Below are 15623 nucleotides of genomic sequence, written 5' to 3'. Positions count from 1 at the left end.
ACACTCTTACTGTTAGTTTACAATAACTATTGTCATAATTTTAATTTCACGCTTGTTAATTAATGAACAAAAAAACAAGAAAACGCGGTTTAGACGTTTTCTTGTTGCCAGTTTTTCGGATTTTGTTTAAAAAATTCAAGTAATTCGTAATCAGACTGTGTGATTTGTCCTTGTTCTTTTGCAACGTTAATCAAAGTAGTATAATCAGTCAGTGTAAGCAAGGGGCAATTTTCTGCTGCAAATTTTTCTTTTGCTAGTTCTAGTTCATACGTAAAAATAGCAGCGATTCCTAATACATCTGCACCTTCACGTGTGGCAGCTGCTCTGGCTTCTAGAACACTACCACCAGTTGAGATCAAATCTTCGATGATGACCATTTTTGTTCCGGGTTCCAACTTTCCTTCGACTTGTTTTGTTTTCCCATGGTCTTTAGGCTTACTACGAATATAGCTCATCGGTAAATTTAATTCTTGTGCGATAAAAGCTGCATGAGGGATTCCGGCAGTTGCCGTACCGGCGATCATTTCAACATCTGGAAATTGTGTTTTGATTTTTTTTGCCAGTCCTTTTGCGATGATCGTACGTAATTCAGGGTAACTCATGGTCAAGCGATTGTCACAATAAATCGGGCTTTTAATGCCACTTGCCCAAGTAAACGGCTCATTTGGACTTAACGAAACGGCTTGGATAGCTAATAAACCAGTTGCAACTTCTTGTTCGATTGTTTGTTTCATACGATTGCTCCATTCCATTGTTTTTTAATTAGTTGATAAGCAAGATAAGGATCGTTTTTTTGCGTGATCGGACGTCCTACTACAATGCAATTTGCACCGTGCTCGTAAGCTGAAAATGGGGTCATCACACGCGTTTGATCGCCTACAGCATCTTCTGGTAACCGGATACCTGGAGTGACGCATTGAAAATCTGGTCCAGTCAAGCGATGGATCTCTTTGGCTTCTTGTGCCGAACAGACGACACCGTCTAATCCAGCAAGTTGCGTCATCTTTGCTAAATGATATGCGCTCTCATGCACAGAGTTTGCAATTTGTTGTTCATAACTGACCATCGCTTGGGAAGTTGATGTTAGTTGCGTCACAGCAATTAATTGTGGACGTGTTTGATTTGCTTGTTCTGCCCCTTCGATCAAGCCTGCTTTAGCCGCTCGCATCATCTCAACACCACCTAATGCATGGACGTTTGTCATCTGTACACCTAGCGCTCCTAAACGCTTCATAGCATGATATGCTGTATTTGGAATATCGTGGACTTTGACATCTAAAAAGAGCGTATACCCTTGTTCACGTAAGTAGTGAATAATCTGTGGTCCTTCTGCATAAAATAATTCCATACCTACTTTTAAAAATAAAGATTCTTCTTTAGGAAAATGAGCTAAAAATGCTTGAACTTCTTGCTTGTTTGCAAAATCTAAGGCAATAATGGGTCGTTTTTCCATCAATGTGTTCCTCTCACTTCTAAGATTAGTTCGTTTAACGAAGAGATATTGAGTTCATCCATTCGTTTAGGCAATTCTGCGATCAACTTAGGGCAGATATACGGATCAGTAAAATTTGCAGTGCCGACTGCTACTGCACTAGCTCCGGCCATAAACATTTCTAAAACATCGTCTACAGTGTACACGCCACCCATCCCAATGATGGGTAATGTCGTCGCTTTCGCTACTTGATGAATCAGTCGAATCGCAACAGGTTTGATTGCTGGACCAGATAATCCTCCAGTTTGATTTGCTAAGATCGGGCGTCTGGTTTTCAAATCGATCCGCATTCCTAACAACGTATTGATCATTGTAAATCCATCTGCACCCGCAGCTTCAATCGCTTTAGCGATTGGCACGATGTCTGTCACGTTTGGCGATAACTTGGCATACACTGGAACCTTAGAGACTTTTTTTACTGCTTCGATCAATTGAGCAGCTACTGTAGCATCTGTTCCAAAGGCGATCCCTCCATGTTTGACATTTGGACACGAGATATTTAGTTCAATAGCTTTCACATTAGGTACTTGTGAAATGTTTTCGCAGACCGTCACGTATTCTTCCTGACTAGATCCAGCGACATTGGCGATGATTGGCAATGTCGGATGAAGTATTTCTAAATCGGGCAAAATTTCTTTTGTGACGACTTGCAAGCCTGGGTTTTGCAGTCCAATTGCATTTAACATCCCACTTGGAGTTTCTGCCACACGCGGCGTTTGATTGCCGTAACGTGCTTCTTGTGTCGTTGCTTTCACCATTACGGCTCCAAGTTGGCTGATATCATAATAGTTATTGTATTCTTTTCCAAATCCAAAACAACCACTTGCTGGCATGATCGGATTTTTCAATGCTAATCCTGGTAATGAAATCGCTAAACGTTCGCTCATAATTGTACCACCCCAGCTTTAAATATCGGTCCTTCATCGCATACCTTGACACTTTTTTGTGGATTGTCTTGCTTTGGACAAACACATGCGTAACACGCGCCCACACCACACGCCATACGTGCTTCTAGTGACAATTGGACATCGGTAAGTGTACCGTATTGTTGTTCTACAGCTTTTAACAAACCATTATTACCACAACTAAACACTGCATCCGGGCACGTAGGAAGTGAATCGAATAAAACAGAAATCAATCCTGCCTCTCCTAAAGAGCCATCATCTGTAGTCACGCGCGTTTTTCCCAATTGCGCAAACTTATCGAGATGGTAAGAAACAGTTTTTGAGGCAAAACCAAATAGATGGTAGACAGTGACGCCTTTTTTTACTAGTTGTTTGCTTAACTCATAAAGGGGTGGAATCCCAATTCCTCCACCAATAATATAGGCAGTCTGACCAGCGTTTAAGTCATCGATCGAAAATCCATTTCCTAAAGGACCTAATACATCTAATGTACCCGTGGTCAATTTAGCTAATTGAGCCGTTCCTTGCCCTTCCACGCGATAAATCATTTTACACGTTTTCGTTGTCTGATCGATTTCATGGATACTGATTGGTCGGCGCATTAAAAGATCCCCACTAGGAATGCGGATATGTAAGAACTGTCCAGGAACACTCATTTGATTCACGAGTGCTCCTTTCAAGGTCATTTCATAAATATCTGGGGCTAATTGGATTTGATCCACAATCGTCATCATTTCTTGCTTCATCAAACAATCTCCTTTTTAAATAGCATTTGTGGCAAACGCACGTGCTTCCATGACTTTTAAGATCGCATCTGCTGTATCTAATGAAGTCAGTAACGGCACACCATGTTCGACAGCTTCACGACGAATTCTAAAAGTATCTTGCGTTTGTTGGTTACGATTTTTATCCATCGTATTGATGGCGATTTGGATCGTTCCATTTTGCAAACGTTCGATAATATTATTTTCTTCCTCATCTAACTTCGCAACAGCTTCAACTAAAAGGCCATTTTCTTTAAAATAAGCAGCTGTTCCTTTTGTAGCTGTTAAACTAAACCCAACTTCAGTGAATCGTTTGGCTAAGGTTAGGGCTTCTTCTTTGGTTTCATCCGCTATGGTAAAGAAGGCTGTTCCGTATTCTGGGATACGGAGTCCAGAAGCTTCAAAAGCTTTATATAAAGCTTTTGCTAGTGTTTGGTCTGATCCCATGACTTCACCAGTAGATTTCATTTCAGGCCCTAAGTACGTATCGACTTTATTCAGTTTTGTAAAAGAGAATACCGGTGCTTTGACATGGACCAATGAAGATTCGCGATACAACCCATCTTGATAGCCTAAATCTTTTAGACTTTGCCCCAAAATTGCTTTCGTTGCAATCTGCGCCATTGGAATCCCTGTAACTTTACTTAAGAACGGAGCAGTTCGACTGGCTCTTGGATTTACTTCGATCACGTAGACTTCATCTTCAAAGAGAACAAATTGGACGTTCATCATTCCCACACAGTTTAATCCTAAAGCCAAGCGTTTTGTGTAATCCACGATCGTGTCGATCGTCTTTTGGCTTAAGTTTTGTGGAGGATAAACTGCCATTGAGTCTCCAGAATGGACTCCAGCACGTTCGATATGTTCCATAATCCCAGGAATCAACACATCTTTTCCGTCACAAATCGCATCGACTTCACATTCTTTTCCAAGCAAGTAGCGATCGATCAATACCGGATGCTCTGGTGAAGCTTTGACTGCGTGCGTCATATAACTTAATAGATCCTCTTCATTATCCACAATTTCCATTGCGCGACCACCAAGGACATAACTTGGACGAACAAGCACTGGAAATCCAATATGTTTGGCAATCTCTAGAGCTTCATGCGTATTTGTCGCTGTGTCTCCTAAAGGTTGCGGAATCTTCAATTCTTTTAAGGCTTGTTCAAAAAGATCACGGTTTTCTGCACGATCTAAGTCTTCGATCGTTGTCCCTAGAATTTTTACACCAGCTTGATGTAGTGGCTCAGCTAGGTTGATTGCCGTTTGACCACCGAATTGAACAATCACACCGATTGGCTGTTCTAAATCGATCACATTTTGCACATCCTCGATCGTTAAGGGTTCAAAGTATAATTTATCTGAGATCGAAAAGTCCGTTGAGACCGTTTCTGGATTGCTATTCATAATGATGGCTTCATAACCTGCTGCTTGGATCGCTTTTACAGAATGCACCGTCGCGTAATCAAATTCGACCCCTTGCCCGATTCTGATTGGACCAGAACCTAATACTAAAATTGAAGGCTTGTCTGAACGGATGCTCTCATTTTCAAATTCATAGGAACTATAAAAATAAGGAGTTTGTGAACCAAACTCACCAGCGCAAGTATCGACCATCTTGTAGACGGGGATAATGTTTTTGCTTATTCGGAATTCGCGGACTTTTTGAGGAGTCGTTTCCCATAATTCAGCGATTTTAATATCAGTGATCCCGTACGTTTTTGCTGTTTTTAGTACAGTTTGGTCAAATGGTTGACTCGCTAATGCATGCTCTAATTCAATGATATGACGAAGTTTATCTAAGAAGAATAAATTGATTTTTGTCATCTCAGCAATCTCTTCGATCGTATAGCCTCGGCGAATCGCTTCTGCTAGATAGAACAAACGATCATCTTGGGCTTTGATCATTTTTTCAGTCAAGTCTTCATCGCTCACTTCACTCAACTCTTTAATTTCCATATGCGGTGTTCCGATTTCTAAAGAACGCACCCCTTTTAGTAATGCTTCTTCAATGTTACGGCCGATTGCCATCACTTCTCCGGTCGCTTTCATCTGTGTTCCTAAAATACGATCCCCTGTTTCAAACTTATCAAACGGCCAACGTGGAATTTTCGCTACAACGTAGTCTAAAGCAGGTTCAAATTCAGCATAGGTCGTTTCAGTAACCGGGTTTTTCATTTCATCTAACGTTAAGCCAACAGCGATTTTAGCAGCTAATTTCGCAATCGGGTATCCTGTTGCTTTACTCGCTAAAGCTGATGAACGTGATACGCGTGGGTTTACTTCGATGATATAGTATTGGAAGCTATCTGGATCGATGGCCAATTGCACGTTACAGCCGCCTTCGATTTTTAAAGCGCGAATGATGGTAAGGGATGCATCACGTAATAATTGGTATTCATAGTCTGAAAGGGTTTGGCTTGGTGCAAAAACAATCGAATCTCCAGTGTGAATCCCAACTGGATCAAAGTTTTCCATATTACAGACCACAATCGCGTTATCCGCTGAATCTCGCATCACTTCATATTCGATTTCTTTAAAGCCTGCGATGCTACGTTCGATCAAACATTGCGTTAATGGCGAAAGTTTTAGACCATTTTCCGCGATATGACGTAGTTCTTCTTCATTTTGACACATTCCACCGCCAGTTCCACCTAGCGTAAATGCTGGTCGCACGATAACTGGGTAGCCAATCGTTTTTGCAAAATCGATTCCTTCTTGAACCGTTGTAATAATAGCAGACTCAGGAATTGGTTGATCAAGGTCTTGCATCAGTTGTTTAAATAGATCACGATCTTCTGCTTGGTCGATGGCTGAAAGTTTTGTCCCAAGTAATTCGATATCTAATTCAGCTAATAATCCTGATTTGGATAACTCCATCGCCATATTTAATCCAGTCTGACCGCCTAAAGTAGGTAAGATCGCATCTGGTCGCTCTTTACGTAAAATACGTGAAACGAATTCAAAGGTAATCGGCTCGATATACACGCGATCGGCAATTTCACGATCTGTCATGATCGTAGCCGGATTTGAGTTAACTAAAATGACTTCATATCCTTCTTCTTTTAATGCAAGACACGCTTGTGTTCCTGCGTAATCGAATTCGGCTGCTTGACCGATGATGATTGGACCTGATCCAATCACTAAAATCTTTTGAATATCTGTTCTTTTTGGCATTAGTTTTGCTCCTTCCAAGCATCCATCATTTCAATAAATTCGTCGAATAAATGTACGGCATCGTGTGGTCCAGGTGCTGCATCTGGATGAAATTGCACACTGAAAGCTGGATAATCGCGATGGCGCACCCCTTCAATCGTTCCATCGTTGACTTCGATATGCGTGATCAGTAATTTTTCTGGGTCGATTGATTCAGCAGAAACTGCAAATCCGTGGTTTTGTGAAGTAAAATCGATACGTCCTGTCGCAATTTCACGAACAGGATGATTTAATCCACGATGACCAAATTTCATTTTATACGTATTTGCTCCATTAGCTAAGGCAAATAATTGATGTCCTAAACAAATTCCGAAAATAGGAACTTTTCCTTGAATTTCTTGGATCATCTTCACAACTTCTGGTAAGCTTTTTGGATCTCCAGGTCCATTGGTTAGCATCACGCCGTCTGGTGCTAGAGAGAGAATTTCTTCAGCGGTTGAATTATAAGGTAAAACTGAAACATTGCACGAACGTTTTGAAAATTCACGCATAATACTATGTTTTAATCCAAAGTCGATCATTACGACATTATGTCCTGTTCCAGGACTTGGATAGGCTTTAGCAGTTGAGACTTGTTGCACTTGATTTGTTGGTAAAACGGCTGCTTTTAATTGATCGTAGGCATGTGAAAATTTATCTCCTACATCGACGATACTCGCTTTCATAGTTCCTACTTCACGGATTTTTTTCGTCAAGGCACGTGTATCGATTCCTGAAATACCAGGGATATTTTTTTGTTTTAAAAATTCATCTAAAGTCATTTGACTACGCCAGTTACTCGGAACGCGCGCATGTTCTTTCACTACGACACCTTTACACGTTGGAATAATGGATTCATAATCATCACGATTGACTCCGTAGTTTCCTACAGTAGGATAAGTAAATGTAATGATCTGACCGTTGAAACTTTGATCTGTGATTGTCTCTTGATACCCTGTCATACTTGTTGTAAAGACGATCTCGCCGACAACATTGATCGGTGCACCAAAACCTTCTCCTTCAAAATGTGTTCCATCTTCTAAAATTAACCAACGTTTCATTTGTTTCCACCTCTTTGATAAACTACCGTGCCATCAACGAGTGTGTATAAGGTTTCACCAAATACCATCCATTGATCAAACGGTGTATTTGTTGCTTGTGATAAAAAGTTTGTTGTATCGATTTTACTTTCAGTTTCTAAGTCTAAAATGACTAAATCTGCTTTTGTTCCGATATCTAATGTTCCACCTGCAATATCAAACAACTCGGCGGGTTTTCGACTCATCCAATTTAAAACTTGTTCTAATGTGAAGATTCCTTTCTTGACAAAGTACGTATACATCAAGCTAAACGCATATTCTGATCCAACGATTCCAAATGGTGCTTTTAAAAAACTTTGACATTTTTCATCGTGACCATGAGGAGCATGATCCGTTGCGATACAATCGATCGTTCCGTCCAATAAGCCGTCGATCAGTGCTTGTTGGTCTTCGCTAGCACGCAGTGGCGGGTTCATTTTGTAGTATCCATGATCAGCAGGAATGTCTTCATCGATTAGCAATAAATGATGTGGACAAACTTCACACGTTACATTGATTCCAGCTTGCTTGGCTTCACGGATCACCCGAACGCTCTCTTTTGTAGAAACATGGCAAACATGGTAATGAACACCCGTTGCTTCTGCAAGTAGCAAATCACGTGCGATTTGTGACGATTCTGTCACACTCAAGATTCCAGGGAGTCCTAGTTCGACAGCGCGTTTGCCTGCATGCATCACACCGCCAAATAATAACGACTCATCTTCTGTATGCGCGACGATCGCTTTATTAGCCTGTTTGGCTTCTTTCATCGCTTGATACATCGTGCCAGCAGTCTGGACACCCACACCGTCATTGGTGAAGGCAAATGCGCCTTCTTGTGCTAAAGTCTTCATGTCGACCAATTCTTCTGAGCGTAAAGCCTTTGTAATGGAGGCATAGGGTAAGACTTTAACGCAAGCATCTTTTGCGATTATTTTTTGAATATTCCGAAAATTATCTTTACTATCGGGGACAGGATCGACATTGGGCATGGCACAAATCGTCGTAAAGCCTCCTCTAGCTGCAGCTTTTGTTCCGGTTTTAATGGTTTCTTTATAGGTGTATCCGGGCTCTCTTAAATGGACATGGACATCGATAAATCCTGGAGCGATCAGGCCGTGTTTGGCATCAATCACTTGATCGAATTGTGTACGGTCAAATTGTGATCCAATAGCGTGGATCTGTTGATCTTTGATCCAAATTTCTACCGCATTTTTTTCCCCTCTTTGTCCAATCATAAATCCATTAATAATTAGTTGATCCATCTATACTTCCTCCTTATACTGCATAACTGTATCTAAAATTGCCATCCTAGCAAATACACCGTTGCTCATTTGAGTTACGATTCTTGAACGTTTGGCTTCGACTAATTCACTTGCCAATTCAACGTCACGATTGACCGGAGCGGGATGTAAAATAATTGCTTGCTCTTTCATTTGTTGTTCTCGTGTTAAGGTTAAGCCATATTGCTGATGATACTGTTCTTTTGAAAATTGTTCCTGTTGTTCATGACGCTCATGTTGCACTCGAAGCATCATCATGACATCAACAAATGTAACGAGTTCGTCCATTTGCACGTACTGTCCATAAGCGCTAAAGTCTTCATCAAACCATTCTCTAGGTCCAGAAAAATACAAGGTCGCACCCAGTCGATGTAAGATCTTCATGTTGGATTTAGCCACTCGAGAATGTCTTAAATCACCTACGATTGCGATATTTAAGCCTTCAAAGTATCCGAATTCTTCATAGATCGTCATTAAATCTAGTAATGATTGGCTTGGATGTTCTCCTGATCCATCTCCTGCGTTGATGATGTGCGCGTGAATTGATGGGCTTTTGATGATTGGTGTATAGAACGCTTCTTCATAATGGCGAATGACACAGATATCTGCCCCAATAGCAGAGAGTGTTAATACAGTATCGTATAGGGTTTCTCCTTTTTGAACAGAGCTCGTTGCTGCTTCAAAAGGAATCACATTCATTCCCATTTTACGTTCAGCAATTTCAAAACTTTTATGTGTTCGTGTACTATTTTCAAAAAAAAGATTGGCAACGAAGGCTTGCTGATAAGCTTGAGGCCATTCTTTAGCTTCTTTGAAGGATAACCCTTTTTGAATCAAATACAGCAGTTCCTCTTTTGAAAATGGATCTAATGAAATAAAATGTTTTGTATTGGGTACAGATAATGTATTCACCGTGTCTTCCTCCTAAACTTCGCTTCTTGCTTGATCAGGTAAAATCAAGTTTAAAAGAATTCCTAAAACAGTTGCTAAGGCCATTGACGATAATGTAAAGGTGCCGACTTCAAAGACCAATCCACCGATGCCTACAACTAAAATGACAGAAGCAATTAATAAATTTTTCTTCTTATCAAAATCAACTTTGTTTTCAATCAAAATTTTTAATCCGCTGGCTGCGATGACTCCGAATAAGACGAAGCTAATACCAGAAATAACCGGATTTGGGATACTTAAGATCAATGCGGTTAGTTTTCCAACAAATCCGAGCAATACAGCAAAGACAGCTGCACCACCGATAACAAACACACTGTGGACACGTGTAATGGCTAACACACCGATATTTTCTCCATAACTAGTTACAGGAGGTCCTCCTACAAATCCAGCTACGATTTGAGCAAATCCATCTCCCATGAGGGTCTTATGTAACCCTGGTTCTTCAAAAAAGTTGCGCTTTGTTAGTTTATTTAAGACCATCAAATGTCCGATATGCTCAGTCATCGTCACAAAAGCGATGGGTGCCATGGTCGTAATCGCACCTAGATATAATTTTGGTTCATATTGGATGAAGGGTGCTTGAAAATCTGGTAAGGCAAACCATGCGGCTTGTTTGATAGGCTCTACATCTACGATTCCCACTGCTAATGCTAATAAGTAACCACAGACGATTCCAAGTAAAATCGGAATCAAACCGATAAAGCCTTTTAGATACATGTTAAAGAAAATCGTAATTGCCAATGTTGCAAGTGCTACAAAAACATATTTAAAATCGTACACTTGAGTAGCATCGACTGTTTTATACATCGCATTATTTGCCGCATTTGCAGCTAGGCCTAAGCCAATTACCATGATGACCGGGCCTACGACAATGGCTGGCAAAATTTTATCCAACCAACCTGCTCCAATTTTTTTAATGATAAACGATACGATGAGATATACCGCTCCTGTTGTCATTGCCCCTTGTGCAATGGCCGGATATCCATCTGTTTTCATCAAAAGTTGCATGGCAGCGATAAAGGCGAAGCTACTTCCTAGATAAGCGGGAATTTTACCTTTTGTCACACACAAGTAAACGATCGTTCCTAGTCCAGAACTAACGAGTGCGATACTGGGGTTGATTCCGACTAAGATCGGAACTAAGACGGTAGCACCGAACATGGTGAATAAATGTTGTAGACTCAACCCGACCCAGTGAGCTGGTTTTGGTCGATCATGAATGTCTAATACGGCATCGTGATTACGAAACTTCTCTTGGTTCATTTTGCTTATTCCCCCGTTTGATCAATTAAGATACGATCGTATCCATCAATTTCTTCCATTTCAACGATAATTTCTTCTGTTTTCGAAGTTGGAATATTTTTTCCAACAAAGTCTGCGCGAATTGGTAACTCGCGATGGCCACGATCGACTAACACCGCTAGCGAGATTCGTCGGGGTCTGCCGTAATCCATTACTGCATCTAGTGCTGCACGAATGGTCCGTCCTGTATATAAAACGTCATCTAGTAAAATTACTTCTTTACCTTCTAATGACAAAGGAATAGCAGATGTAGACTCAATTGTTGCATCAACTTTTTTGTCGTCTCGATAACCGGTAATATCTAGTTCTCCGACTGGGACTTCAACATCTTCTAATTGTTTTAAGCGTTCAGCAATCCGTTGGGCGATGTAGATCCCTCTTGTTTTAATTCCAACTAATACAAGATCTTCGATTCCTTTGTTACGTTCAATAATCTCATAAGTGATTCGTGTTAGTGCTCGTTTCATAGTAACTGCATCGATGACTTCTTTTTTCATATCCGTTCCTCCTCATTTTTGGTCATAAAAAACTCCTACCTCGTGAAGGCAGGAGTGAATGTCAGTATGTAGACAGAAGATTGATGTATCGCAATACACCGAAATAATTAGATCAGTTCATACACGCATGTACAACTTCACTAACTCACACCTTTATAGCCTCACGGGACTATCTTTAAAGGAATTTCTTATTTGATTTGTACTTACTATACCCTTAGTGAAATAAAAAATCAACTGTTTTTTCTAAGTTTTTCTAAGTTTTTCTAAAACTTCTTCAAATGCTTCCGGTAAAGGCGCCTCAAAAATCATGGATTCTTCTGTACTAGGATGTTTGAACCCTAATAATTTAGCATGTAATAGTTGGCCATTGGTTTTTAATGTTTTCTTTGGTCCGTAGACAGGATCACCTGCCAATGGATAGCCAATATACTGCATATGAACACGAATCTGATGCGTACGTCCCGTTTCAAGCTGTAATTCGACTAAAGTGAAATCTTTAAACCGTTCCAATACTTGAAAATACGTGACAGCAGACTTTCCGTCTTCACGCACAGCTTGCATTTTACGATCGACTTTTGAGCGACCGATCGGAGCATCGATTCGTCCTTTATCATGACTAATCGAGCCATGAACCAATGCGATATATTTACGTAAAGAAGTTTTATCTTTTAATTGTTTGGCTAAAGATACATGCGCGTCATCGTTTTTTGCGACCATCAGTAAACCTGAAGTATCTTTGTCGATGCGATGCACGATTCCAGGACGTATGACATCATTAATCGTCGAAAGTGATTTTAAATGATAAAGTAGCGCATTGACTAGTGTTTGGTCAGGGTGTCCTGCAGAAGGATGGACGACCATTCCTTGTACTTTATTAATCACAGCCACATCTTCATCTTCATAGATAATCTCAAGTGGAATATCTTGTGCTACAAGTTCTAATTCTTTAGGTTCAGGGATCGTGATCAAAATGTGATCACCTGACTTTACTTTATAGTTGGCACGTGTGGTGTCGTTGTTGACTTTTACATATCCGTCTTTTAACCACTGTGTGATTTGTGAACGACTATGGTTGTGCAATGTTGTAGCTAATACTTTATCGATTCGACCAGATTGGTCCGTAACGATTACTTCAATTTCATTTTGCATATTGTGTTCCTTTCAATCGATCTTCAAAGATCGTGTATATAAAAATCAATAGTACGCCAATAGATAAAGACATATCGGCAACGTTAAAAATTGGAAAATGGATAAAATCCAACTGAAACATATCGACTACAAAACCGAGACGAATCCGGTCGATAAAATTACCGATTGCTCCAGCTAAAATCATCGCTAGTCCTAATAAAAATAACCAATGACCGTAGCGATTACGGTACAATAAATAACTGACAATAACGACTGCAGCGATGGTAATTATCGTGAAAAAAGTTTGTTGTCCTTCAAATAAGCTCCAAGCAGCACCCGTATTGCGTAAATAAGTAAAAGATAATACATGAGGAATCGCGGTAACGGATTCACCTAGTGCTAAATGTGCTACGGTTTGGTACTTTACAAGTTGATCAATGCCAATAATAATGGCAGCTAAAATAAGATAGATTATCATCTAGTATCCTCTTTCTAATTAGATATCAACTACATCACGCGGCTTAATGATTCCCTCTAAATTACCATCGGGTTCTCCGTGTTTTGTAATTAAAATTGCTTCTAATGTTCGCTTTTCTTTAAACAATTGTTGGACAAAATCAATACTTGTATCTCCGGATACAAATTGATAATTACTTTTCTTTTCCTCGACTTCGACTAAGTCTTCTACACAAATCCCTTCAAGATCTGGCGTCACATCTTCAAAATGTGTAGCAAACCAATATCCAAGCACACGTAACGTCACTAGACCTTTAAATTTACCTTTGTCATATAGCGGAAATTGCGAGTAACGTTTTTCGGCAACGATTTTTAAGAACTCTTTCATCGAAAGATCAATCTCAAAACCTGTGACGTTCTTTTTAAAACGTGGCAATACGGTTTCTGGCTCTGCTAGCTCTTTTTCAATAAATAAAATTCGCTTTACGACCCATTCATTCGGTTCAGCAATAATAAAATTGTCACCGATTTGATCATGAACGATCGCATTACGCAACTGAGAAATCTGCAAAAGATCTGCCTCATATGGTTTGACCGGTAATTTAGGATTATCTGCTAATACACGCACTAATTGACTGAATCCTAGATTTTGATCTGTCGGATTTTTTTGTTGAAGCCATTTTTCGATTCGATTAAAGCTGCTTAAAAATATTTGTACGGCTTCGGCCATAGAGAACCGCCTCCTTTTTGGTTATCTGCTCAATAAGTATAGCTTAGTTTATGTAGAATGGAAACCACAAACCACCATTCAAATAACATTCTCATATCTAGTTTACCATAATTTTATTTTGTAACTAAAAAAACCACTTCGTTTACTGAAGTGGTTATGCGGCTTAAAATAGGCCTAGTGCTTGTCCATCTGAAGTCACATCCATGTTTAATGCAGCAGGTTTTTTCGGTAATCCTGGCATCGTCATCACATCACCGGTCAACGCCACGATAAATCCGGCACCTAATTTTGGAATAAATTCACGAATGGTTACGGTAAAATCTGTTGGTGCACCCAGTTTCGTTGGATCATCTGAAAATGAATATTGCGTTTTTGCCATACATACAGGCAAATGATCCCAGCCAAATAGTGCAAAATCTTGTAATTGTTTTTGGGCTTTGGCACTAAATTGTACAGTTTGTGCTCCGTAAATTTTCTGAACGATCGTTTGTGCTTTTTGCTCAAGTGAATCACTAGACTGATAAAGCGGTGTAAAAGTATGCTGCTCATTTGTTAAGCGTACAACAGTTTGTGCTAAAGCCTCGCCACCGGCTCCACCTTTTTCCCATACTGCACATTGCGTTACAGGGACTTGTTCTTTTTCACATAGATCAGTTAAACAATCAAATTCTGCCGTGGTATCCAAACTAAATTCGTTAATGGCAACGACCACTGGAACATTATAGCGTTTCATATTGTGAATATGGCGTTTTAGATTGGCAAATCCTTGTTTTAAAGCAGGAATATTTTCAGTAGTGAGTGCGCCTTTTTCTACACCGCCATGCATTTTTAAAGCGCGAATCGTTGCAACGATCACGATTGCATCTGGGGCTTTTGCTAAATTTGGTACCTTGATATCTAAAAATTTTTCAGCACCCAAATCAGCACCGAATCCAGCTTCAGTCACCGTGTAGTCGCTACTGGTCAACGCGAGCTTTGTTGCCATGATGCTATTGCAGCCATGTGCGATATTGGCAAAAGGGCCACCATGAACAAAAGCGGGTGTTCCTTCAATCGTTTGAACCAAATTCGGTTTTAAGGCATCTTTTAACAATAAAGCTAAAGCTCCTTGGACTTGCAATTGTCTTACGGTAACGGGTTCTTTATCATGTGTATATCCGATCACGATATTTGCTAAACGTTCTTTTAAGTTTGGCAATGAGTCTGCCAGACATAAAATTGCCATGATCTCACTAGCAACTGTAATATCGAAACCATCTTCTCTAGGAACACCTTGCATTGGACCTCCCAGACCAACTACTACATGACGTAATGCACGATCATTTAAATCGACCACACGTTTCCATGTAATCCGACGAGTATCGATGTTTAATGCATTGCCTTGTTGGATATGGTTGTCTAATAAAGCAGATAAAGCATTATTTGCTGTCGTGATCGCATGCATATCACCTGTGAAATGTAAATTGATATCTTCCATCGGTACGACTTGAGCATGTCCGCCACCTGTCGCCCCACCTTTAACGCCCATTACAGGACCTAAAGAAGGTTCACGTAATGCAAGTGCTGTTTGGTAACCAATTCGGTTCATTGCATCTGCAAGGCCAATGCTGACCGTAGACTTTCCTTCTCCAGCTGGCGTAGGATTAATTGAAGTGACTAAGATAAGTTTTCCTGTTTGTTTATGCTCTCTTTTTTTGATTGCTTCATAGGAGATCTTGGCTTTATATTTTCCATACAATTCTAACTCATCATCGGTAAAACCAACTTTTTGCGCAATGTCTAAAATCGGTATTAGCGTAGCTTCTTGTGCAATTTCAATATCTGATTTCATCTAAATCCCC

The 15623-nt window shown here is 40.1% G+C and carries 14 protein-coding genes; all 14 read right to left on the bottom strand.

The genetic code is table 11. The features are described from left to right. Positions 1-89: 89 nt before the first annotated feature. The gene (pyrE, locus tag ACWOEC_RS04600) at positions 90-734 is read right to left on the bottom strand and encodes an orotate phosphoribosyltransferase (protein ID WP_455306325.1); all 645 of its coding nucleotides are present in this window, start codon (positions 732-734) and stop codon (positions 90-92) included. Then, on the bottom strand, positions 731-1453 hold the full coding sequence (gene pyrF, locus ACWOEC_RS04595; protein WP_455306323.1) for an orotidine-5'-phosphate decarboxylase: 723 nt from the start codon (positions 1451-1453) through the stop codon (positions 731-733). Before pyrF ends, pyrE begins: the two co-directional genes overlap by 4 nt. After that, entirely contained in the window at positions 1453-2379 is a 927-nt protein-coding gene (locus tag ACWOEC_RS04590) for a dihydroorotate dehydrogenase (protein WP_455306321.1), read from the bottom strand. Before ACWOEC_RS04590 ends, pyrF begins: the two co-directional genes overlap by 1 nt. After that, a complete protein-coding gene (locus tag ACWOEC_RS04585; protein WP_455306319.1) occupies positions 2376-3143 on the bottom strand; it encodes a dihydroorotate dehydrogenase electron transfer subunit in 768 nt (255 codons plus the stop codon). Before ACWOEC_RS04585 ends, ACWOEC_RS04590 begins: the two co-directional genes overlap by 4 nt. Positions 3144-3158: 15 nt before the next feature. After that, positions 3159-6338 carry a carbamoyl-phosphate synthase large subunit gene (carB, locus tag ACWOEC_RS04580; RefSeq protein WP_455306317.1) on the bottom strand — a complete coding sequence of 1060 codons (3180 nt, stop codon included), beginning with the start codon at positions 6336-6338 and terminating at the stop codon, positions 3159-3161. Further along, positions 6338-7417 carry a carbamoyl phosphate synthase small subunit gene (locus ACWOEC_RS04575; protein WP_455306315.1) on the bottom strand — a complete coding sequence of 360 codons (1080 nt, stop codon included), beginning with the start codon at positions 7415-7417 and terminating at the stop codon, positions 6338-6340. The genes carB and ACWOEC_RS04575 overlap by 1 nt, the downstream gene beginning before the upstream one ends. After that, positions 7414-8700, bottom strand: coding sequence for a dihydroorotase (locus ACWOEC_RS04570; RefSeq protein WP_455306313.1), 1287 nt, complete (start codon positions 8698-8700; stop codon positions 7414-7416). The genes ACWOEC_RS04575 and ACWOEC_RS04570 overlap by 4 nt, the downstream gene beginning before the upstream one ends. Beyond that, positions 8701-9630, bottom strand: coding sequence for an aspartate carbamoyltransferase catalytic subunit (locus ACWOEC_RS04565; RefSeq protein WP_455306311.1), 930 nt, complete (start codon positions 9628-9630; stop codon positions 8701-8703). A 12-nt stretch (positions 9631-9642) separates the two neighbouring features. Then, positions 9643-10932 (bottom strand): solute carrier family 23 protein, encoded by a 1290-nt coding sequence (locus tag ACWOEC_RS04560; RefSeq protein ID WP_455306309.1) that lies wholly within the window; start codon positions 10930-10932, stop codon positions 9643-9645. Between the two features lie 5 nt (positions 10933-10937). Continuing rightward, positions 10938-11468 carry a bifunctional pyr operon transcriptional regulator/uracil phosphoribosyltransferase PyrR gene (gene pyrR, locus ACWOEC_RS04555; RefSeq protein ID WP_455306307.1) on the bottom strand — a complete coding sequence of 177 codons (531 nt, stop codon included), beginning with the start codon at positions 11466-11468 and terminating at the stop codon, positions 10938-10940. A gap of 243 nt (positions 11469-11711) precedes the next feature. Further along, positions 11712-12617 (bottom strand): RluA family pseudouridine synthase, encoded by a 906-nt coding sequence (locus tag ACWOEC_RS04550; protein WP_455306305.1) that lies wholly within the window; start codon positions 12615-12617, stop codon positions 11712-11714. Then, entirely contained in the window at positions 12607-13074 is a 468-nt protein-coding gene (gene lspA / locus ACWOEC_RS04545; RefSeq protein ID WP_455306303.1) for a signal peptidase II, read from the bottom strand. The genes ACWOEC_RS04550 and lspA overlap by 11 nt, the downstream gene beginning before the upstream one ends. An 18-nt stretch (positions 13075-13092) precedes the next feature. Continuing rightward, on the bottom strand, positions 13093-13782 hold the full coding sequence (locus tag ACWOEC_RS04540) for a CBS domain-containing protein (protein WP_455306301.1): 690 nt from the start codon (positions 13780-13782) through the stop codon (positions 13093-13095). Between the two features lie 163 nt (positions 13783-13945). Beyond that, a complete protein-coding gene (locus ACWOEC_RS04535; protein WP_455306299.1) occupies positions 13946-15613 on the bottom strand; it encodes a formate--tetrahydrofolate ligase in 1668 nt (555 codons plus the stop codon). Positions 15614-15623: the final 10 nt, after the last annotated feature.

The organism is Enterococcus bulliens (assembly GCF_053761865.1).
This window is presented reverse-complemented; position numbering and strand designations above follow the sequence as displayed.

Bases quoted from the DNA above. Each gene is read 5' to 3' on its own strand.
- ACWOEC_RS04590 (WP_455306321.1), bottom strand. From the start codon at position 2,379: ATGAGCGAACGTTTAGCGATTTCATTACCAGGATTAGCATTGAAAAAT.
- ACWOEC_RS04550 (WP_455306305.1), bottom strand. From the start codon at position 12,617: ATGCAAAATGAAATTGAAGTAATCGTTACGGACCAATCTGGTCGAATC.
- ACWOEC_RS04535 (WP_455306299.1), bottom strand. From the start codon at position 15,613: ATGAAATCAGATATTGAAATTGCACAAGAAGCTACGCTAATACCGATT.
- pyrR (WP_455306307.1), bottom strand. From the start codon at position 11,468: ATGAAAAAAGAAGTCATCGATGCAGTTACTATGAAACGAGCACTAACA.
- carB (WP_455306317.1), bottom strand. From the start codon at position 6,338: ATGCCAAAAAGAACAGATATTCAAAAGATTTTAGTGATTGGATCAGGT.
- ACWOEC_RS04540 (WP_455306301.1), bottom strand. From the start codon at position 13,782: ATGGCCGAAGCCGTACAAATATTTTTAAGCAGCTTTAATCGAATCGAA.
- pyrF (WP_455306323.1), bottom strand. From the start codon at position 1,453: ATGGAAAAACGACCCATTATTGCCTTAGATTTTGCAAACAAGCAAGAA.
- ACWOEC_RS04575 (WP_455306315.1), bottom strand. From the start codon at position 7,417: ATGAAACGTTGGTTAATTTTAGAAGATGGAACACATTTTGAAGGAGAA.
- lspA (WP_455306303.1), bottom strand. From the start codon at position 13,074: ATGATAATCTATCTTATTTTAGCTGCCATTATTATTGGCATTGATCAA.
- pyrE (WP_455306325.1), bottom strand. From the start codon at position 734: ATGAAACAAACAATCGAACAAGAAGTTGCAACTGGTTTATTAGCTATC.
- ACWOEC_RS04560 (WP_455306309.1), bottom strand. From the start codon at position 10,932: ATGAACCAAGAGAAGTTTCGTAATCACGATGCCGTATTAGACATTCAT.
- ACWOEC_RS04585 (WP_455306319.1), bottom strand. From the start codon at position 3,143: ATGAAGCAAGAAATGATGACGATTGTGGATCAAATCCAATTAGCCCCA.
- ACWOEC_RS04570 (WP_455306313.1), bottom strand. From the start codon at position 8,700: ATGGATCAACTAATTATTAATGGATTTATGATTGGACAAAGAGGGGAA.